The following is a 20,787-nucleotide window of genomic DNA, read 5'->3' as shown; positions in this document are numbered from 1 at the left end:
GGTTTGAACAGCGAGCGGTTAGTTAGTAGACATCGCGCAGGTAGCGTTTGTCCATATTGAGCTTGCGCATGTAGTTGACAGTTTCTGGCTCGTCGAACTTACCGTAGGTTTGAATGATGTCCCGCAGGGTTTGGTCTACGTCTTTGGCCATGCGGCTGGCGTCGCCACACACATAAAAGTTAGCACCCTCTTCCAGCCATTGCCAAATTTGTGCGCCCTGCTCGCGCATGCGGTCTTGCACGTAGATTTTTTGCGCTTGATCGCGCGAGAAGGCGAGGCTTAATTCGGTGAGCAGGCCATCTTTTTGGAACTGCTCAAGCTCATCTTGGTAGTAGTAGTCGCTAGCGGCGTGTTGCTCGCCAAAGAACAGCCAGTTTTTGCCGCTATCGCCACGCGCTTGGCGCTCCTGCAGGAAGCCGCGAAAGGGAGCAACCCCAGTGCCAGGGCCAACCATGATCATGGGCACAGCGCCGTTATCGGGCACGTGAAAGTGTTTGCTTGGCTGCACAAAAATGGGAACGCTTTCGCCCTCGGCGCGATCGGCCAAGTAGGTAGAGGTGACGCCTTTGCGGTGCTTTATACCCTGATGGAAACGCTCGTAGCGCACCGCCGATACGGTGAGGTGAATTTGCTGCTCGAATGCTTTTGAGCTGGAGGCGATGGAGTAGAGGCGCGGCTGTAGTCGTTTTAGCAACGGCATAAATTCGTCGAGGCTGGCGCGCACCGGAAACTCTTGCAGTATGTCGACCAGCTGGCGACCGTAGAGCCAATCCTGCAGTTCTTTTTTGTGATCGGCGTCGAGCAGGGTTTGTAATTCTTTGCTGCCCGAGCGCTCAGCTATGAAGTTCAATGCCTCTAGGTTCGGGCGGCAAATTTCATAGCTTTCGATTAAGGCGCTATGGAGCGATTTCTCGTGGGTGTCCACTACCACAGGTGCATCGGCATTGAGTTTGAGCGCCTGCTCTAATTCAAACACATAGTCGGGGCAGTTTTTCGGCCAAACGCCGAGCGCATCGCCCGCCTCGTAATGGATACCTGAATCGCCCAAATCAAACCCGAATTGGCGAATGTCTTTTTTAGAGGTAACAGCATTTAACCGCTGGTTGATCACCAAACGTGAGCCATAGGGATTGGTTTTAGTGTAGCTTTCGGCAGATTGAGCACTGCTAACAGTATTGGTCGATGACATAGATAACCCAGTAGCGGCTGCGGGTTGCAGCGCAGCGAGACTTTCGCTTAGCTTAGCAAACCAAGCGGCGGCGGGCGCGTCAAAGTCGGCATCGCAATCCACACGCTCAATGAAGGCTTTAGCACCCAAGGCCTGTAAGCGGGCAAACAACTTTTTACCGTGACCACAAAACTGATCGTAGTTAGAGTCACCCAAAGCTAGGAGAGCAAACTCTAGGCCGTCCAAACGCGGGGCCGCCTCATCGTTTAACAGCGACCAGAAATCACCGCCGGTATCGGGAGCATCGCCATCACCAAAGGTGCTGGTGATAAAAATAACAGGCTGCCCAGCCTTAAGTTGTTCGGGTGTTAGGTCATTCATGGCCTGCAGGTTTACAGCCCAATTATGCGCCGTTAATTGCGCGGCGAATTTTTCTGCCAGTGCTTCGGCATTACCGGTTTGCGATGCCCACAATAGCGTGAGCGGCAAGGCGGTTGAGGCTTGCGCAACGGCGCTCACCCCCATAGGTAATACGCGGCTAAACATGCCCGCGAGTAATCCATTAACCCAAAGACAATGTTCGCGCGCTATGGGCGCATCCAAGGGCAGTGTGGGCACAGCTTGCATCGCATTAGCCGTGGCCTGCATTCCGGCAATGTAACCACCTAAATAATTGCGCTCTGCCGGAGTAAAGTCTGGCGCCGCTGTCGCGCTTAGGCCGAGTTTATCGGCAAAATTCGCCATCAAACCTAAGGCGATATCTTCAGCCACGGGGGCAAATGCTAAGTTGGTTGCTGACGCTGTAAGTGCAGGCTGCAACACAGTGCTGGTATTAGTGCTGCTGGCAACAGAATCTTCCGCAAACACTTCAACGCGTTTCAAGATGACAGCGGCAATTTTTAATTCTGGCTGCTGAGAAATCGCATCCACCTTGTCGCTGGTGACGGCATTGATACAGAGATTGTCACCATAGACATCATTCCAATGAATCGGCGCAAAACAATTGCCTGGCTGCACACGATCAGTGACCAAGGCTGGCAAGATGGCATAGCCGCGGCGCGAGCGAATTTCAATTTTGTCTTTATTTTTAACACCCAACTCGGCAGCGTCCTGCGGGTTAATTTCTACAAAGGTGCCCGGGTTGAGTTTATTGAGCGTGGGGATTTTTCCGGTTTTAGTGAGCGTGTGCCATTGGTGCTGCAAGCGCCCAGTATTGAGCAACATAGGGTAATCGGCACAGGGCATTTCTGCGGGGGCCACATGGGGGCGAGGGTGAAATACCGCGCGACCCGAGGGGGTGGCGAACAGGTATTTTGGTTGCGAATTATCATCAGTTACCTTTAACAACTGATGCACACCTTGATTCAAATAGCGAATGGGGTTGCGCGGCTGTTGCGCATCAGCACAGGGCCATTGCATCGGCTGAGCGCGCAGCGCTTCATAGTCAATCCCGCGCAAGTCATAACCCGTTTGCGCGTTGTAGCTGCGCTTAATTTCTTCGAACACTTCCGCGGCAGTGGTGAAATTAAAGCCTTGGGTAAAGCCCATCGCCTGTGCGACCCGCGCAATAATTTCCCAGTCGGCCATGGCTTCGCCCGGCGGGCTTACGGCCTCTTGCATGAGCGTTAAGTTGCGCTCGGAGTTAATCATCACGCCCTCTGCTTCGGCCCAGAGTGCGCCAGGCAATAGAATGTCGGCGTAGCGATTGGTTTCGGTATCGAGGAAGGCATCTTGCGCAATCACCAACTCGGCTTTTTGCAAGCCCTCAATCACGGTTTTGCGATTGGGCACACTGGCGACAGGATTGGTGCAAATAATCCAGCAAGCTTTGATATCGCCCGCGGCCATGCGCTCAAACATATCCACAGTACCTTTACCCACCTTGGTACTGATGCTACCTGGGGCTATATCCCACATGGCTTCAATAAAGTGGCGATCCGCCTCTACCAACAAACTGCGCTGCCCAGGCAAGCCGGGGCCCATATAGCCCATTTCGCGTCCGCCCATAGCATTGGGTTGACCCGTTAAGGAAAAAGGGCCACTGCCAATGCGACAAATTTTGCCCGTCGCCAAGTGAAGATTACAGATGGCATTGGTATTCCAGGTGCCGTGAGTACTTTGGTTGAGCCCCATGGTCCAGCAGGTCATAAAGTCAGGGGCGGCGGCGATCAGTTCGGCAGTTTGAATGATGTCATCTTCGCTCAAGCCCGTTATGGCGCTGACCTTTTCTGGCGTGTAGTCCGCCAAGAACGCGGGCATAGCCTCCCAGCCTTGGGTGTATTGAGCCACGAATTCAGCATCGACCTTATTATTTTGCAACAACAAATACAGCAGCCCATTGAGCAGCGCTAAATCGGTACCGGCTTTGATGGGTAAGTATAAGCTGGCTTTATCTGCCGTAAGGCTGCGACGCGGGTCTACCACAATGAGTTTTGCACCGGCTTTCACGCGGTCCATCATGCGCAGATACAAAATGGGGTGACAGTCCGCCATGTTGGCGCCTATCACCAAGAACAAATCGGCGTGATCAAAATCGTCGTAAGAACCCGGCGGCGCGTCTGAACCGAGCGACAGCTTATAACCTGCACCAGCACTAGCCATACAAAGGCGCGAGTTAGACTCTATGTTGTTAGTGCCCACAAAGCCCTTGGCGAGTTTGTTAATTAGGTATTGGGATTCAATCGACATTTGCCCCGACACATAAAATGCAAGCGCATCTGGGCCGTGCTCATCCACAATGGCGCGCAGGCGCTGAGCGGTGGCGCTAATCGCCTCTGCCATGGAGGTTTTGATAGGGTCGCGCTGACGCTCGCGGCGCACGAATGCAGACTCCATGCGGCCTGAATTGGTCAGTGCTTGAGCACTCGTCTGGCCCTTGGTACACAAGCGACCAAAATTGGTGGGATGGGTTTTATCGCCCGCCACCTTTATAACGCGCTGGCCGTCGGTTTCTAATAAAAGACCACAGCCAACCCCGCAGTAGGGGCAGACACTTTTAACGGTTTTGGGGGAAGCACTTACTACAGAATCAGACATGGGCTTAATAACTCCTCGATAGAGGAGGTTTAGCAAGGCCTGTGCCAGCCAATAGCAGCACCCGCTAATCCCGCTTAAAAAGCCTAAAAACACACTAAGGAATTAGAGAACTGCAGGCAAACATCTGATTTAAAAAGAATATTTAATTAAAAAATAAACTAAGCAAGCACTTACAATTACTCTACCTTCCATACCAAGATGAAATACAAAAAGATAAATGCATCAAAATAAGGCATTTTTACACCTAGCGTGCACACCACAGCACAATCAACAAGCAAAACAACTTAAGCTCATAGCCACTTACTTTCACTAACAAGAAGAAATTTGCACCATATTAATGCAATAATCACCCACTACACACCCAATACTTGGCCAGAAAAATGCCTGTAATTTGATGATATGTACATTTAAGCCAAACCCAGCCAAGATCGTCTATATTAAACAGAACATATTCAATCGACTATTTATAACCAATCAACGTCAGACGGTGGTTATCCCTAATGGCACTGGAACCCAGGCTTTTAGCGTTAATTAATAAACTCGTAATGCCCGAGCAAGATTTGGCAACTTTGAGCTTTTGCGGCGGTAGCCGCGACGCCCAGGTACAGCGCTGGCTACAAAACCTACCCTTAACCCAAGTACAGCAAATCAGCGGCATTTTTTATAGCGCACTTCCTGACATTGGCCGCTTAAAAACCAGCCCAGAAAATCGCCTCGCCATCTTAGAAAGATTGCGCACACCTATACATCAGTGCCTTGAAGGGCTATCGCGCTTCTATTTAAATCAGCCTTTAATCCTGCCCCAAGCCGCACTCAAAACGGCCACGATTGCCCAAGCAATTCAAAAGCATTTACTTAACGCCTATTTAGTTAGCGTGCGCGACTTATGCACCGCAGCCAAAAAGGAGACTGCCCAACAACAAGCTCTGGCCATTCAGCGCTCACTTTGGGCGCTAGGCATGTTAGTGCTGCGCAGTTATCAATTGTACATTCCCATCAATGGCCAAATTTGGTGCGAAATTCACAGCCTGTACCAGCTTGCTTGCGGCTTACAATTGGAGCATGAGCACATTGCCGAGCCCTTAGACTCTCAGCATACAGCCCACAGTATCCACACTGTCTACTTGCGAACGCTCTTACTCGCCACGGCGCGCCCCAATCAAATGCGCCAAGAAGAAGTCGATGCCAGCTATAAAGCCCTTGATCAGCTGGCACCCTTAGCAGAGCTAGAAACTTACACGCCCGATGGCAAAGAGAATCTTTTTGTCGTATTGCCTAGCAGCCAACGCCCTCCTTTTTATAAGTCACACCTCACCCCCGAACTTATTAGCGCCAATGAAGGCCTTATATTTGAGTTGCGCACCAATCGGTTGGTGGCCCAGCTGGTAAATAGCACCCCCAAAGAGGAAGACGTCGAAAACAACAATACCTTTGGCTTGACTCCGGCACTCAATCAGCACTTAACAGCCGCGTGGAATCACATCGCCCTGCGCAGCTTCGAACGGATAGATGTGAATGCAGAAATCGAGATCACCGTTGGCCTCACCAATATTCATTTTCACCTCGCCGAACAGCAACCCTTTAATTTATTTTTAAACCAAGCCAATGCCCTTGCGCCCAACAGCGAAAAAGATATTTTTAAAAAGCACAATGCCAAACTCAAAGAAAACCCAAAGGCGACCCTCAAAGAAGACAGCCCTTGGGATGACTCATTTGAAATGACGGATACACTATTGCTAGGTAATTCACTGCCCAGCTTTAATATAGAAAAGCGCATTGGTACTGCAGAAAAAGCCACCTATACGGGTCAACACCCTATTTTCAAGGTGCCACTTCTCGACCGCAGCCCCGGTGGGTACGGCGTTGAGTGGCGCGATGAGATTCCAGCGCAAGTCAAAGCGGGCGAAGTGTTAGGGCTGCGCGAATATGGCCGTAACAAGTGGGCAATTGGCGTAGTGCGCTGGGTGCATCAAATTAAAGGAGCTACCCAATTAGGCATCCAGGTTCTCGCCCCCACGGCTATTCCTATTGGCATAGCCATAATCCACAAAACAGGGGGTTATTCAGAATACTTACGTGCGCTGCAAATTCCCGAACTACGCGCTATCAATCAGCCGCCCAGTGTCATTACCAATGCCATTTCATTTCATGAATACAACAAGGCACGGGTCTATTACCGCCCGCAAGAAAATGTGAGTCACGCCGGTGATCACACTATTCAATTAACTCGCCGAATATTTGCTACAGGCGCGCTAAGCCAATTTGGCTATCGCCAGCTACTCGACACAAAGGCAGCCAGCGCGAGTGCAAAAGACGATTTCAATTCAGTATGGGAATAGGATTGCAGCGAATCACGGTAAAAAATCAGCAAAGAAACCAACGCCTTAGCGCCAAAAGCGACGACTACTTCGCATAAATCAGCCATTAAGTTGAGCCAATGCACAAATCCAGTAATATAGCTTTTCTGCGAGAAGCCCAAACAATTTGGCATGACGCAAGTATTGGTCGACACAAGGTGTTATTTTCCACTCAAACGGACAGGGCCAGCACCAAAGCCTCATAGATATAACAACACACTATGGCAAATTGACTCCTTGAGCGGCGAAATCAGGCTATATTCAACAGACGACTCACCTCGCTGATATAACTAACCGCCAGTTTTACATTCATACCTATGATCGAACGCTATAACGATCACACAAGAAGTAAATCTATGACTAGCAATGACACCTTTAGACTTTTGATTCTTAACAATTCGCGCTCCGAAGTAGAGCGCTTGATCAGTATGTTGCACGCGTCTAATCGCCCATGCCGCGCCCAACATGTTGAAAATGAAGAGATTTTGGTAAAACTCCTCGAAGAACAAATTTGGGACCTGCTCATTGCCAATGACACCACCACCAATCTCACTCCCGCCAATGCGCTCAAACAAATTCGCAGGCTCAATAAAGACGTACCCGTCGTTCTCCTCAATGACGATGAAAACCCCTCCGCCACGATTGAGGGCATGAAGCTCGGTGCGGTTGATGTTATAGATCTCGACGATGACCAACATTTGTTACTCGTCATAGAGCGCGAACTCACCAACCGCGAGCACCGCCAAGCGCGTCGCACTGCCGATCGCCGCTTTCGCGAAGCTGAGCGCCGCAGCCAACAGTTACTCGACAGCTCGCGCGATGCCATAGCCTATGTGCAAGATGGCCTCTACCTTTATGCCAATGATTCCTTTGCCGAACTCTTTGCCTACGCAGACAGAGATGATATTGAAGCCATGCCGATTATGGACATGGTGGTTGCGGCAGATCAGGCGCGCCTCAAAAGTTTCCTTAAAGACTTCACCTTTAAGGGCGACGAGGCAGGCGCAAAAACCTTTGCCTTCAAAGGCATTACCCAAACTGGCGATGAAACACACATCAGCCTTGAAGTATCCATGGTCACCTACGACGAAGAACCTTGCCTGCAGTTCTTAGTGCGCGCGTCGCAAGCGGCTGTAGCACAGGTTCAAAATGAAGAACTGGAAGCTCAGCTCAAACAAATCAAATGGCAAGATTTGGTTACCGGCGTTTACAACCGCCAATATTTGCTGAATGAATTAGAGCGTGTTGTTAACGAGGCCGATGAAAAGCAAACCTATTGCCTGTTCTATATTGAGCTAGATCACTTTGATGAACGCGTTAAGAACACCTTTGGCGTAGCGGGCGCTGACATGGCCCTTGGCGACGTTGCTGCACTGCTGCGCGCCAAGGCCAACACCAGCGACACCATCGCGCGCTTAGGCGATACCACCTTTGCACTCATTGTCCCTCACATCAAGGCTGACATCGCCATTCAGCGCGCCAAGCAGCTGTGCAAAGACATTGAAGTTCATATTATCGACATCGATAACAAAACCCTGCAAATAACCTGCAGTATTGGTTTGTCGCTTATCAACGAAAACTCCACCAATGCCAATACTGTTCTAGAGCAAGCGCGCACAGGCATGGAGAGAGTACGCGCAGAACAGGGGAATGATGCAGCACTCTTTGAACCAGAAGTATCCAAAAAAGTGCTTAAAGTTGATACAGTCGCGGCCGTACAACAGGCGCTGGATAACAACCGCTTCCACCTGCTGTTTCAACCGATCATCAGCCTGCGCGGCTCCGATGAAGAGTATTATGAGATTTATCTGCGCATGCGCGATGAGCAGGGGCAAGTTATTGTGCCGCAGCAATTTTTAGAGGCTGCTGCCATTATTGGCGCCTGCAATAAAATTGATCGCTGGGTTATTTTAGAGTCTATTAAAATGCTCTCTGAGCACCGCGCCAAGGGCAATAAAACCAAACTCATTGTCAACATCAGCCGCCAATCACTGTGCGATGAAACCCTTGTGCCCTGGCTTGGTGTCGCTTTTAAAGCAGCCAAACTCCCCACCGATGCGATTATTTTTCAAGCGCAAGAAATTGATGTTACCAACCACCTCAACGCCACCAAAGCCTTTGCTGAAGGCCTCGAGAAAATTAAAACCAACTTCTCCATCAGCAACTTTGGCTGCGCGCTCAATCCTTTCAACGCACTGCAACACGTGCGCGCCAGCATGATTAAAATCGACGGCTCTTTCACCAAAGACATACAGTCCAACAACGAAAGCCCCGAAACACTGATTAACATGATTGAACAGCTCAACAGTGAAAACAAAATTACACTGGTGCCCTTTGTAGAAAATGCCAGTGTATTGTCCACGCTCTGGCAAGCAGGTGCCCATTATATTCAAGGACACTATTTGCAAGAACCCGCTACCGACATGAATTTTGATTTTAATTTAGAAACCTAATCAGCCAACTCAATTAGCGAATCTTTGCCATAAAAAAACCGGAGCTTTTTACTCCGGTTTTTTATAGTGAGATAGCGAGCACGATAAAATTCAGTGCAATGCGCTGGCCTTACAGCAACTTATCGCGCTCTCTAAAGCCCAGCAAATACAAGATCGCATCTAACCCCAAATTAGAAATGGCATGTTCCGCCGAGGCTTTTACCAAGGGCTTCGCACGAAACGCAACGCCGAGGCCCGCAACACTCAGCATAGGCAAGTCGTTGGCGCCATCGCCCACCGCAATAACCTGCTCGAGCGCTATGCCTTCCTGCTGCGCGAGCATCGTCAGCAATTCTGCTTTGCGCTTGCCATCTACCACTATGCCTTTGACTTCGCCGGTTACCTTGCCATCCACAATATCCAGCTCATTGGCATAAACATAATCTATGCCGAGTTTGGCCTGTAGATAATGGCCAAAATAATTAAAGCCGCCGGACAAAATCGCCGTTTTGTAACCCAGCTTTTTAAGTGAAGAAATTAATTTTTCCGCGCCTTCAGTAATGCGCAGCTGGGCCGCAATACCCGCTAATACCGATTCATCTAAACCTTTCAATAGTGCCATTCGACGCGCAAAACTCTGCGTAAAATCCAACTCGCCACGCATAGCCGCCTCGGTAATTTCCGCTACCTGCTCACCTACACCCGCCGCCTTGGCCAGCTCATCAATCACTTCTGCCTCGATCAAGGTGGAGTCCATATCGAAGCACACCAACCGACGGTTGCGGCGGTAAACAGTATCGCGCTGAAAGGCAACATCTATATTCAAGCGGCCCGACAGCTCCATAAAGTCCGCACGCAGCGCTTGTAAGTCAGCGGGCATACCGCGCACAGAAAATTCAACACAGGCACTACCACCACCTTCGGCAGCCACCATTTGCTCCAATGAAACTCGCCCAGAAAGACGATTGACTGTATCTATATTCAATCCATGCCGAGTAATAATCGCCGTCAATTCCTGCAAATGAACTGCGCTAATATGGCGCGCTAAAAGCGTAATAATGTGGCGAGTTTTACCCTGCTGCTCAACCCATTGCGCATAATCTTCAGGGGCGATACTGTGAAAATTCACCTGCACACCCTGCTCTGCCGCAGCGGTATTGATAGTGGCGCGCAACGCGCTGTGCGCCGCCGCTTCCAAGGTCAACTCCACCAAAATACCCAGCGCCAAGGTATCGTGAATCACCGCCTGACCAATATCGAGAATCTGCGCATCCCACTGCGCCAGCGCACTGGTAATAGCGAGGGTGACACCAGGTTTGTCTTGCCCCGATACATTGATCAATAGAATCTCTTTCACCGTGCCTCTCTTGTTTGATCTTTGCTGTTGAGCTGTGTGATGGATGGGTACCGCAGAAGCGTGAAGCTTAAGTGCCGCACCCATAAAATAGAGCGCGCATTCTAACGGAATTCACCCAAGGGCTGCAGCTGCCTGTGCGAATAAAAACCTCGGGGCAGCGCCAACAACAGCTAAACTGTTGTGTATATTTTCCGATGTATTAGCGACCATCCAGCATCACGCCAAACAATTAAGGGCTAAATCTGTGCAAAACCTGCTAGATCACTTAGAACTGTGTCGCGACTTACGCTAGAATGCGACTCTTAGCGACAAAACGTGAAGCGCTCATACAAACACTGAAACATTACCAAATTCAAACACTGAAGCGCCAAAACACCAAAACAACAACCTCACGCACTCGCCATTGGTAAATGCCAATACAAAGTCGCCACTCGCCGCCTAGGATAGGGGGCATTATTCAAAAACACCGCTCGAGCGAGCACGGAACTGCACTCATGGCACTAATGACAATCTACCGCAAACATTCACAGCTTATTTTTTGCAGCCTGTTACTGCTCCTCCTCGGCATACTGGGCTGCTGGCTCTATTTACAAAGTAGCGTCCAGCGCCAACATGAAAGTGTAAATGCCTACGGCAAAGTCTTGGCGAGCAGCGCCGCTCGCCAAGCAGTGGATGCAACCCTACAACAAGATCTGGTGAGCCTGCAGGCAATACTAAAAGAAGTTGAGCTTTACCCTAGCGTGGTCGGTGCCACCATCCACAACATTGAAAATCAGCTCTTAGTACAGAGCGGCTTTAACCCCAATCGCGCTATCGTAGGCCAGCGCTACAGTTTCTCCGCCCCCATTGCGCTGCACAATAATGTTGCTGGCTACTTAGGCGTAACCTTAGAAGTCGCGCGCTTTGACAGCCGCGACCAGAGTGCGCTGCTCATTTGGCTCGCCGCCGTGCTAGGTTCCATAGTGTTAATTGGCTGGTCTATCCATCGCCAGTGGTGGAGCCAACTCAAAGAAAAAATACCCAGCGCCGAAGCCTTGGTCACTGCCGTGGTGGACAAGCTCCCCAATATTGCTGAAGCACCCGAGCCAACCCCTACTGCCCCCACTTTGGTGGCCGTGCGCTTAAGCTTGCAAATCACCAATATTGCCAAGCTCTATCAACAGCTCAACAGCGATGGTTTTGCTGCGCTGTTGCGCCGTTTTGAAGGCCAACTACAAGGTGTGCTCACGCTCTATAACGGTCAGCGCCAAATGCTCGCCGACGACACACTGCTCATCGACTTTACCAGCGATAGTTTTCACGATTGTAGTTTTCGCGCCAGCTGCGCGGCCCAGCTCATCAGCAACATAGCCGCCAGCAATCCCAGCCCACGCTTAAGTTTTGCTTGCAGTGTGCATGAGCTCTCCGCACCTATGAGCCCAACGAAATCACTCCTGCGCGACTTCATTATTCAGCACAACAACCAACTCAAGCCCAGTAAAGGTGAAATTTTAATTAGCCAACGCCTGCTTGAACCGGAATTGCTAGAGCATCTGGATATCGACATCGACAGCGGTAAACTGCTCAGCTTCAAAGCCCCCTACAGCGATTTACTGCACAAGCAGCAAGATCAGCTCAACCCGATTGCTATCAGTAACAACAACCCAATCAACAGTTCAAGTAATAACGCAACGAATTCTTAACCAAACGACACAACCAACAGCATTACGAACTACAGCGGCAACCGCTGCGCCCCGTGGCTGACACAAATCTGTAACCGCTTTATCATGATTCCGTCACAGCAGCATCACCGTTTTGTCATCGATCAGTCATAACCTTGCAGGAAACCACCTCGCAGGTTATGACTATCATGCTCAATATCGAACAATCTATTACCGACAAATTTCCTGGTTTCACCAACCAAGCACCCATCATTCGCAACTCGACTTTGAGCATTTTGCGCAAGCTCACACGCGAGACAGAAATCAACGCATTTCTACGCGAGCATCAGGGCAATCGCGGCATAGATTTTATTGAGCGAATTTTCGAATACTTTAATTTCAGCTACAGCATCTCCCAGCGCGAACGCAACAATATTCCCGCTCATGGGCGCGTGGTAATTATCGCCAACCACCCCATAGGCTCGCTCGATGGCCTCGCCCTACTGCGCCTCGTTAGCGAAGTGCGCAAAGATGTAAAAATCATCGCCAATGACATGCTCATGGCATTCGAGCCGCTGCACGATCTACTCTTGCCCCTCGACAACTTTACTCGCGGCGCCTACAAGCAAAGTTACAAAAACATTATCAGCGCACTCAATAACGACGAAGCCGTCATAGTATTCCCAGCGGGCGAAGTATCCCGCGCCAGCCCAACCGGCATCAAAGATGGAAAGTGGGCCGCAGGCTTCTTACACTTTGCACGTAAAACTAAATCGCCCCTGCTGCCCATTTTTGTATCGGCAAAAAACTCCATGCTGTTCTACAGCGCGTCGATGATTTTTAAACCCTTGGCGACCGCACTGCTCGCCCATGAAATGTTTAACAAACACTCGGCAGAAATAAAATTTCGCGTGGGTGAAGTCATCCCACACCACGCGCTCGAAACCAACAAGCTCGCCGACAAAGCCTTGATTAAGCGCCTCAAGAAACACGTTTATAAAATTGGCAAAACCAGCTTTTTAAAAAAGAAACGCACAGCCGTTTTTATTACTGAGAAAACCATTGCGCACCCAGAAGACCGTGCCGCGCTCAAAAAAGAATTAGCCACCGCTCAACTCATCGGCAACACCCGCGACAATCACCGCATCTATATGTGCGACTACGACCAGCACCCTTGCGTACTGCGCGAAATTGGCCGCCTGCGCGAACAAACCTTTCGCCTTGTTGGCGAAGGCACTGGCAGCCGCCGCGACCTAGACAAATATGATCACTACTATCGCCACCTTGTGCTTTGGGACGAAGACAAGCTCTGTATCGCAGGCGCCTACCGTATGGGTGAAGCTCACAAAATCGTCGAGAAAAAAGGCGAGCGCGCGCTCTACACCTCAGAGCTGTTTGACTTCCAACCGTCACTCAGCCCCTATTTAAAAGAAGGTTTAGAATTAGGCCGCAGCTTTGTCCACCCAGACTACTGGGGCAAAGCCAGCCTCGATTACTTATGGCAGGGTTTGGGCGCTTATTTAAATCATCACCCAGAAGTGCGCTACGTATTTGGCCCCGTCAGCATGAGTGCGCAATATCCAAAATCGCTGCGCGACTTATTAGTGTTTTATTATGAACGCTTCTACAAAAAAATAGACACCGCCAGCGCCGACACACTGGCAGAAGGCAGGCATGCTCATCACATCAATGAGGATGATTTAATCGAACTGCAACACCGCTTCGCCAAGCTCGATCGTGAGCAAGGCTTCGCCATACTGCAAGAAGAGTTCAATAAACTCGACTGCAAAATTCCCGTTCTGTTCAAACAGTATGCAGCACTCTACGAGGACGGCGGCTACAAACTGCTCGCCTTCAGTGTGGATTCGGAATTTGGTAACTGTGTCGATGGATTATTTATGGCAGACTTAACCTACATGAAAGCAGCAAAACGAGCACGCTACCTAAACACTTAATCTTCTAGCTCTAATATTTCCTCGCGTTGAATCCAATAACGCGAGTTATTAACGTCTATAGTTTCCGGCAAGAAAGGGTTAGGAATATCAAAAATCAATGCGGGCCTAACCTTTTCCTGCAGTGGGAACACATGACGCATTAACGAGTGACTTTGCATAAACTGCTGAAACTCACCGGTATCGATCATATTTTCCAAGCCACTTGTAATCCATTTGGCTAAGTCTTCGTTGTCTGGGCCAACAAAAAAATAAACGGCAAATGGATAATGGATTAACACGCGCTCATATATTTGCAAACTAGGGTAACGCACCCTCCTCTGCTCCATCTCAGGAAAAGCCTCGAAAAGGCCACGCGGAAAATAATCACATCGGCCAGCGACCAACTGCCGATACAATCCCTCAAAACCGCTAGACTCCTTAACACTAAAATCACTGGCACGCAAAATCTCAACATCAGGCCAACCCAAGCCCTGACATGCCACTAATTTTTTTAAATCCTCGGCTGTTTCTATTTTATTAAATACCGATAATTTATCTTTGCGAATAATCAACTCGCGAAAGCCCAGCAAGCCGCGATCGAGAGGAATAGGAATTATCTTTAAATTGCGCTCACGCGCTATATCTATTCCCATCCAGTACACATCAACTAATTTGTGACGACGTAATTCCAAGGTCGCTCGATCCTGTTCCATGGGTGTGGTCTCACGAATTTCAGGCAACTGCTTACCCGCACCACCAGCTACCAGCGCCAAACGCAAAAGTTGCAAATAATAGTTTTTTGCAACCTCCGAGTCCAACTGAGGTTTTGGTACACGGAGCATCAAAGGCTCGGCAAACGAACCAATAGACACCAAACAAAAAAGCCCCAATAACAGAACATATATCCTTACCATCGCAAGACTCCAAATCATCAATGCAATTGTTGGCCGAGCGGCTGTTGCAATCTTCAGTAAAGTATAGGTTAATCGCTACAATCATCTCCCCCGACCAACCGATCACTTATTGAGCTAACAATGCATATCCATATTCTCGGCATCTGCGGCACCTTTATGGGCAGCCTCGCACAACTTGCCAAACAACTCGGTCACCGCGTTACCGGCAGCGACGCCAATGTTTATCCACCAATGAGCACCCAGCTGGAACAAGCAGGCATAGAACTCATTCAAGGCTTCGACCCAGTGTATTTACAAGCACCGCACATGGCAACCGCGCCCGATCTCGTCATCATTGGCAATGCCATGAGTCGCGGCAACCCCAGTGTCGAATACGTACTCAACCAAGGTATCGCCTACACCTCCGGCCCTCAGTGGCTGCGCGATCACGTATTGCAAGGCAAATGGGTGCTCGCCGTTGCAGGCACTCACGGTAAAACCACCACATCGTCCATGCTCGCCTGGATTTTGGAATACGCAGGCATGGAGCCAGGTTATTTAATTGGCGGCGTCACTAAAAACTTTCCCACCTCTGCACGCCTAGGCGGCACACCTTTTTTCGTCGTAGAAGCCGACGAATACGACAGTGCTTTTTTTGACAAGCGCTCCAAATTTGTTCACTACAACGCGCGCACCGTGATTTTAAATAATCTCGAATTTGATCACGCCGACATCTTTCCCGACCTCGCCGCGATTCAAAAACAATTTCATCATCTGGTGCGCACTGTGCCGGGCAATGGCCTAATCATTGCGCCCAGCAATGATCAAGCACTCGCCGAAGTAATCGCCAAAGGCTGCTGGACACCGCAACAACAATTCGCGGTAAATAGCGAAGACAAAACCACACCCGAATGGCAAGCCACATTAATTAGCGCCGACGGTTCAGAATTCTCCGTTTTTCACCAAGGCGAAGAGGTCGCGCAGGTGCGCTGGGATCAAACCGGCATTCACAGCGTCAACAACGGCCTCGCGGCCATGATCGCCGCGCGCCATGTGGGCGTAGCGCCAGAGCACGCAGCCAAAGCACTCGAACAATTCGCCGGTGTAAAACGCCGCATGGAATGCCTAGCCGACGTACACAGCATAAAAGTCTACGACGACTTCGCCCACCACCCCACCGCCATCAAAACCACCCTCGCAGGTTTGCGCGCAAAAGTTGGCAGCGAAAAAATTATCGCTATCATAGAGCCGCGCTCTAACACCATGCGCATGGGCGTACATAAAGACGCCCTCAACAAAAGCGTCACCGACGCCGACGACGTGCTCTGGTACCAACCCGCCAACAGCGACTGGGCAATGGATGAAGTCGTCAACAAAAGCCCCGTACCCGCAAAACTACTGCGCGACCTAGACGAACTAATTCACTGCGCAATTTCTATTTGCGAATCGAATACGCATATTGTGATTATGAGTAATGGTGGGTTTGGAGGTGTGCATCAGAGGTTGATTGAGAAGCTGAAGAAGCAGGCATTGTGATTTTGTAGGAAAGGTGGAAAGCAGCGATGCCCACCAGCTATTTACAACGTAGGGCTGCATCTTAAATTTTAAGATTGGAACGCCTGCCGCGGGCCTTACTTTTCTTTGCTTCGCCGAAAGAAAAGTAAGCAAAAGAAAGGCGACCCGCGAATTTCTGATCCTGCGCTTCTCAGGTGCCTACGGGTCGTCTTGATGGGACGTCCCTGTCCCATCAAGACTAAATTGGGCGTCCTGCCCAATTTCCCCTAGCACCTTGCGATGTTCGGGAAATTCTCATGGGAATGAACAGCTGTGCCATAAAAGAATATATAAAAGGAATACCAACAATGACTGAACAATCAAAAAAAAATCGTATTCAAACAACAAAATCATGGTTTAGCGAACGATATAAAAAACCCTGCTTTTTGTTGAAAGCCATTAGCTATAGCGTGATTAGTTTATTGGTGATTTTAGGGCTATTCAGCCTCATCAACTTTGCACTAGCTAATTTTACCGATGCCATTTCTTATACCTACATGGCGCCCGAACGACTTGGACAACTTGGGGATTTTTTGGGAGGTACGCTTAATCCAATTTTTGGGTTTATAACAATAGTTATACTTTTAACATCTCTAATTTTTCAAAAAAAATCCAACAAACAGCAACTTCAGTTATTTAAAAGCGAACAAAAAATAAAACAACTGGAAGAAATAATAGAAAAGACCCTATTCATGACACGGAATTTATTTCAAGCGGACCTTCCCGAACAATTAAAATATCTGCATCGACATGGCGCGATTGCACTAACAATAGATGGAGAACCTAACGGATATACAACTAGCCATTTAAAAACCCTAAAGGATATATATGATTTATTTAAGAACAAATACCTCCCCGGTAATACTGAGAAATTTAAGCCTGCACAAGCAAAGATAAGAGAATTGCTGGGAAATGAAAACACAAAACCTCAAACACCAGAGCACTACAATAGAAAACATCTACTTACAATAAAGACAACATTTGAATTACTAATTGATGCCATTGAAAAACTTTCAGAAGAAACAAAAACAGACCTAACTTTACGGCTATATCGCATAGAAATAGAGGAAGCCCTTGAACTGCAGAAAATTACAGGATTAATTTGCGATACTGAACATCTAAAATTCACCACAAGGTTAGCCGATATAGCTAAGCATGATGAAATCACCAAATAAAAAACCTGCTCCCTGCGCCCAACAGAATACGTTTATGATTACTTCAAAATACCTAGGAATTCTGATTGTTATCACCCTCACCCTTGCCTGCTTCCAAATGGCATTTCTAATGCCCGAGGGTATAGTAGGTGCAGGAAACACGGCGGCGGAACGGGTTGCGTTTATTCAAAACAATTTAACTTTGTGGCAACTTGGCTGGATAAATTGGATGCTGGCGGCTTTGGGGTTGCTTACCTTTTGCGTGATGCTACTGCCTTATATTCCTAGAAGTGAATGGCGCTTGTTGGGTATTCTGTTGGTCGGTTTAGGCATAGTGCCGGACTTGAGTGCGGAGATGATTTTTGCGTTTGTGATTCCTCACAGTCATATAGTCGACCCAAGTTTAGTCGCCATGCAAATCCTAGAGCAGGTGGCAGTGCAATTGACGGGCACACTGGGCAACGGCCTCTATAATATCGGCGGTTTAATATTAAATGTGCTTTTGCTAAACAACCCACAATTGCCGCGCCGATTAATAATAGCGGGTATTCCCGCTTGGTTTTTTGGGCTGGGCCTGAGTGTGGCTTGCGCAATTCAAGCCTTAGATGCTGCGAAGGTTTTTACTGCCGTAGCTATGGTGTGGAGCACATTGTGGATACTAACAATCACCTTAAAAATATTCCCCCACGCAGTGCGCTTTAGAGTTGCAGAATAATATGTCCATTGCAGATGCGTTCATTGCACTAAAAATATTGCACCTAGGCTCGCTGGTTTTTTGGCTGGGGCCAAGCTTAGGCGCGTGGATATTGTTAATGGCACTGCGTAAGCATCAGGGCGAATTTACCGCAGCGACTCACCTGGGTTACAAAATTTTTATTCAGCTACTCATTGTTGAGCATGTCGCATTCGTATGTTTGCTCGCATCAGGAGTGGGCATGGCGGCGTTAGCATTTGGCTTTCAACAGGCGTGGCTGCAATGGAAACTACTGATTATCCTGCTCGCCATTATCCCACTGGAAATTGCCGACATTTGGTACGGCAATATAAAACTACCCGCAATTTTTTCTAAACTAAACAGCCAAGGGTACGGCGCACAAGCCACCAAAACACTGTACATCTACCACACCTATGTGACACGCATTGCGATTGCCGTTATTCCGCTCAGCGTTCTTACAATTATGTGGCTCGTTATTGCAAAACCCAGCTTATCTACTCCGCTATAAATCACCTCGCATAGAAACAAGCGCTAGCGCTTAACCCGCCTTGATCGCCGCATTCACTGAAGAATCACAATCTATTCATATGTATTCTCGTACTTGTAGCGTATAAGTAGAGCACGGGCACACACCTCAGCCCGTTTAATACAATGGATACTCGATTATGTGGTTACGAACCAGCTGTGAAATATCCTTTGAACTAGCCGTGCCAACACCTTTTGTTTTAATGCTGCGCATTCGCAGTGGCGCCCAGCAGTGGGTGGCAAAAGAGGAATACAGACTAACACCGAGTGTTCCCGCCATCGAGTTCACCGATGAATACGGCAACCTATGCCAACGCCTTATTGCAACGCCACCACTGTTTTCAATCTATACCTGTGCAGAAGTGCGCACAGCGGATTATGTCGATAGAGCACCGGGGGCAGCTTTTGTTGAAATTAACAATTTACCCGATGGCGTACTCAGTTATTTATTGCCGAGCCGCTACTGCGAATCAGATCGCTTTTGCCAAATGGCTTCATCTATTACGGCAGGCTTTGCCTTAGGTTACGACCAAGTAGATGCCATTACGCGCTGGGTGCACACCAATATCCAATACAAACCTGGGCAAAGCTTTAACCCAGTATCGGCAACCGAAGTCAATGAAAGAAAATGGGGCGTATGCAGAGATTTGTCGCACCTCGGCATTGCGCTCTGCCGCAGCATCAGCATTCCGGCGCGCTTAGTGGTGGGTTATTTACACGCATTAGAACCTATGGATTTACACGCATGGTTTGAAGCTTTTATAGGCGACCGCTGGTACACATTCGACGGCACCACCGATCAGTTACGCGGAGGCTATGTCGCCATTGGTTATGGCCGCGATGCAGCCGATGTGGCAGTTTACAATCAGTTTGGGCCCGCAGTAACACCGGTTAAACAGCTGGTGAGTGTAGAGCAGATAAACGAAAGTCAACGCTAGTGGTCACTCAGGCAATCTCTCTGCTGCCTTTAGTTTCTTAACTATTGGGCACCTCCGAAAAGAGCTGTTAGCTCAAAGCTCTACTTTCGGCGGTGCCCATAGTTATTTCACCTAGAGATACAGCGCTATCACCTACCCCCTTCACATTTCCAGTGCCAAAACCAACCAGTAATACAACGACCAAAACCGATAAAATTTTAAATATACTCAGGTATAAATCGCCGTTATAGTTTTTAAAAAATCCCAACCGAAAACTTAAAAATAGACATACTATTTATTTTTTGCATCTGTAGACTCTTGACGCAACTTTTGCAAATACTGCAGCTCATTAAGCGCACCCTTGTCATTTGCATCTAGCGCTATGCACTCTTTTAATTTACTTTCCGCCTCATCAAACTTACCCAACTCAATAAGGTTAAAGCTGACGCCGCGTTTAGCGCGCGCTAACTCTTTATTTTTTACGCCCTCGGGCGAGAAACTTTCAGCGGCCTCTTCAGATTTTTTAAACATACGGAGCGCTTCTGCCCATTGTTGCTTCGTCTGGTGAATGTGGCCCAACTCCGATAAATAGAGTGAGTTAGATGGTGCCATGTCTACCGCCTGCTGAATATAATCTTGTGCTAATTCGATATCGCCGAAATCTAACGCGGTATAGCCTCTAAAATATAAGGCGTCAGAACAGCTGGAATCTACCGCTATTGCATCTTGCTCTGTCACGGCAGCGGTGATCATATAACTCAAGCTTTCTGCCGCGCCGCGCGAAGCATAGACACGCTTTTTACCCTTGGGGTATAACTTCTGGCAATGAGTTATAGCCGCATCAAAGGATTCAATCGCTTGCTTAGGGCTGCCATGAGTTAGCGACTGGTAGCCCTTTTCAACCAAATCTGCGGGAGAACTATTCTGTTCCGCCGATGCTGTTTTTTGCTGTGGCCTTGTGCACAACCTGCGAGGAATACGATGGCTGCTACGATAATTACATTGAATTTCATATTTGTCTTCCTTACGAATATTAAAAAAGAGAACGATTGAAAAATAATTTCTGCGCGGCGAAACGCTAAGTATTTATTTATAAAATAGCCCA

General features: G+C 48.7%; 13 protein-coding genes. 9 read left to right on the top strand and 4 right to left on the bottom strand.

Going from position 1 to position 20,787, the window contains the following annotated elements:
- Positions 1 to 22: 22 nt before the first annotated feature.
- The gene (locus tag AC0KUT_RS04355) at positions 23 to 4,204 is read right to left on the bottom strand and encodes a bifunctional nitrate reductase/sulfite reductase flavoprotein subunit alpha (RefSeq protein ID WP_488833815.1); all 4,182 of its coding nucleotides are present in this window, start codon (positions 4,202 to 4,204) and stop codon (positions 23 to 25) included.
- A gap of 500 nt (positions 4,205 to 4,704) precedes the next feature.
- Here AC0KUT_RS04355 and AC0KUT_RS04350 point away from each other — a divergent pair, with 500 nt between their 5' ends.
- Both AC0KUT_RS04350 and AC0KUT_RS04345 read left to right on the top strand, forming a co-directional pair.
- The gene (locus AC0KUT_RS04350; RefSeq protein ID WP_488833813.1) at positions 4,705 to 6,543 is read left to right on the top strand and encodes a hypothetical protein; all 1,839 of its coding nucleotides are present in this window, start codon (positions 4,705 to 4,707) and stop codon (positions 6,541 to 6,543) included.
- A gap of 374 nt (positions 6,544 to 6,917) precedes the next feature.
- The gene (locus AC0KUT_RS04345; RefSeq protein ID WP_488833811.1) at positions 6,918 to 9,014 is read left to right on the top strand and encodes an EAL domain-containing response regulator; all 2,097 of its coding nucleotides are present in this window, start codon (positions 6,918 to 6,920) and stop codon (positions 9,012 to 9,014) included.
- 109 nt (positions 9,015 to 9,123) lie between these two features.
- Here the strand turns inward: AC0KUT_RS04345 and serB are convergent, their stop codons facing one another.
- A complete protein-coding gene (gene serB, locus AC0KUT_RS04340; protein WP_488833809.1) occupies positions 9,124 to 10,350 on the bottom strand; it encodes a phosphoserine phosphatase SerB in 1,227 nt (408 codons plus the stop codon).
- Positions 10,351 to 10,844: 494 nt separating this feature from the next.
- Here serB and AC0KUT_RS04335 point away from each other — a divergent pair, with 494 nt between their 5' ends.
- Together AC0KUT_RS04335 and olsF are read left to right on the top strand one after the other, a co-directional pair.
- Positions 10,845 to 12,032 (top strand): hypothetical protein, encoded by a 1,188-nt coding sequence (locus tag AC0KUT_RS04335; RefSeq protein ID WP_488833807.1) that lies wholly within the window; start codon positions 10,845 to 10,847, stop codon positions 12,030 to 12,032.
- A gap of 167 nt (positions 12,033 to 12,199) precedes the next feature.
- Positions 12,200 to 13,945: a bifunctional ornithine lipid synthase OlsF gene (gene olsF / locus AC0KUT_RS04330; protein ID WP_488835836.1), complete on the top strand. Its 1,746-nt coding sequence runs from the start codon at positions 12,200 to 12,202 to the stop codon at positions 13,943 to 13,945.
- On the opposite strand, the gene AC0KUT_RS04325 is transcribed toward olsF, so the two are convergent.
- Positions 13,942 to 14,838: a hypothetical protein gene (locus AC0KUT_RS04325; RefSeq protein WP_488833805.1), complete on the bottom strand. Its 897-nt coding sequence runs from the start codon at positions 14,836 to 14,838 to the stop codon at positions 13,942 to 13,944. The genes olsF and AC0KUT_RS04325 overlap by 4 nt on opposite strands.
- 120 nt (positions 14,839 to 14,958) lie before the next feature.
- On the opposite strand from AC0KUT_RS04325, the gene mpl reads away from it, so the two are divergent.
- The 5 genes from mpl to AC0KUT_RS04300 all read left to right on the top strand — a co-directional run bounded on the left by mpl (position 14,959) and on the right by AC0KUT_RS04300 (position 19,703).
- Positions 14,959 to 16,353: a UDP-N-acetylmuramate:L-alanyl-gamma-D-glutamyl-meso-diaminopimelate ligase gene (gene mpl / locus AC0KUT_RS04320; RefSeq protein WP_488833803.1), complete on the top strand. Its 1,395-nt coding sequence runs from the start codon at positions 14,959 to 14,961 to the stop codon at positions 16,351 to 16,353.
- Between the two features lie 275 nt (positions 16,354 to 16,628).
- Complete coding sequence (locus AC0KUT_RS04315; RefSeq protein WP_488833801.1) at positions 16,629 to 17,546, top strand: hypothetical protein; 918 nt, start codon at positions 16,629 to 16,631, stop codon at positions 17,544 to 17,546.
- A gap of 34 nt (positions 17,547 to 17,580) precedes the next feature.
- Positions 17,581 to 18,240 (top strand): hypothetical protein, encoded by a 660-nt coding sequence (locus AC0KUT_RS04310; protein WP_488833799.1) that lies wholly within the window; start codon positions 17,581 to 17,583, stop codon positions 18,238 to 18,240.
- Position 18,241: 1 nt separating this feature from the next.
- Positions 18,242 to 18,748 (top strand): hypothetical protein, encoded by a 507-nt coding sequence (locus AC0KUT_RS04305; protein WP_488833797.1) that lies wholly within the window; start codon positions 18,242 to 18,244, stop codon positions 18,746 to 18,748.
- Between the two features lie 157 nt (positions 18,749 to 18,905).
- A complete protein-coding gene (locus AC0KUT_RS04300) occupies positions 18,906 to 19,703 on the top strand; it encodes a transglutaminase-like domain-containing protein (protein WP_488833796.1) in 798 nt (265 codons plus the stop codon).
- A gap of 270 nt (positions 19,704 to 19,973) precedes the next feature.
- Here AC0KUT_RS04300 and AC0KUT_RS04295 read toward each other — a convergent pair whose 3' ends face one another.
- Positions 19,974 to 20,588 (bottom strand): tetratricopeptide repeat protein, encoded by a 615-nt coding sequence (locus AC0KUT_RS04295; RefSeq protein ID WP_488833794.1) that lies wholly within the window; start codon positions 20,586 to 20,588, stop codon positions 19,974 to 19,976.
- Positions 20,589 to 20,787: the final 199 nt, after the last annotated feature.

Source organism: Cellvibrio sp. 25HG11W-0, assembly GCF_057815475.1.
Note: the sequence above shows the minus strand (reverse complement) of the source record. Positions and strands in the feature narration are given on the sequence as shown.